At 60.0% G+C, this 255-nt stretch carries 1 protein-coding gene; it reads left to right on the top strand.

Features of this window, described 5'->3' with window-relative positions; genetic code table 11:
• Positions 1 to 255 (top strand): hypothetical protein (locus ACTHUG_RS11635; RefSeq protein WP_440420006.1); only part of this gene is annotated, 255 nt, incomplete at both ends.

The raw sequence follows: 255 nt of genomic DNA, 5'->3' as shown, positions 1-255 counted from the left end.
GCGTTACCGCAGGCGACAGCAAACTGAATTCAGACGGCCTCACCATTACCGGTGGCCCAAGTGTGACCAAAGCAGGCATTAATGCCGCCGGCAACAAGATCACCAACGTTGCCCCGGGTACCGATGACACCGACGCCGTCAACTACAGCCAGCTGAAACAGCAAAGCGCCGCCGCCCGTACCGAGGTTGCCGCCGGCACCAACATCAAAGACGTGGTGAAAACGACCGGCGCCAACGGCCAAGACGTTTACACCG

This window comes from Neisseria sp. P0022.S009 (assembly GCF_051956675.1).
Classification (GTDB): Bacteria; Pseudomonadota; Gammaproteobacteria; order Burkholderiales; family Neisseriaceae; genus Neisseria.
Note: the sequence above shows the minus strand (reverse complement) of the source record. Positions and strands in the feature narration are given on the sequence as shown.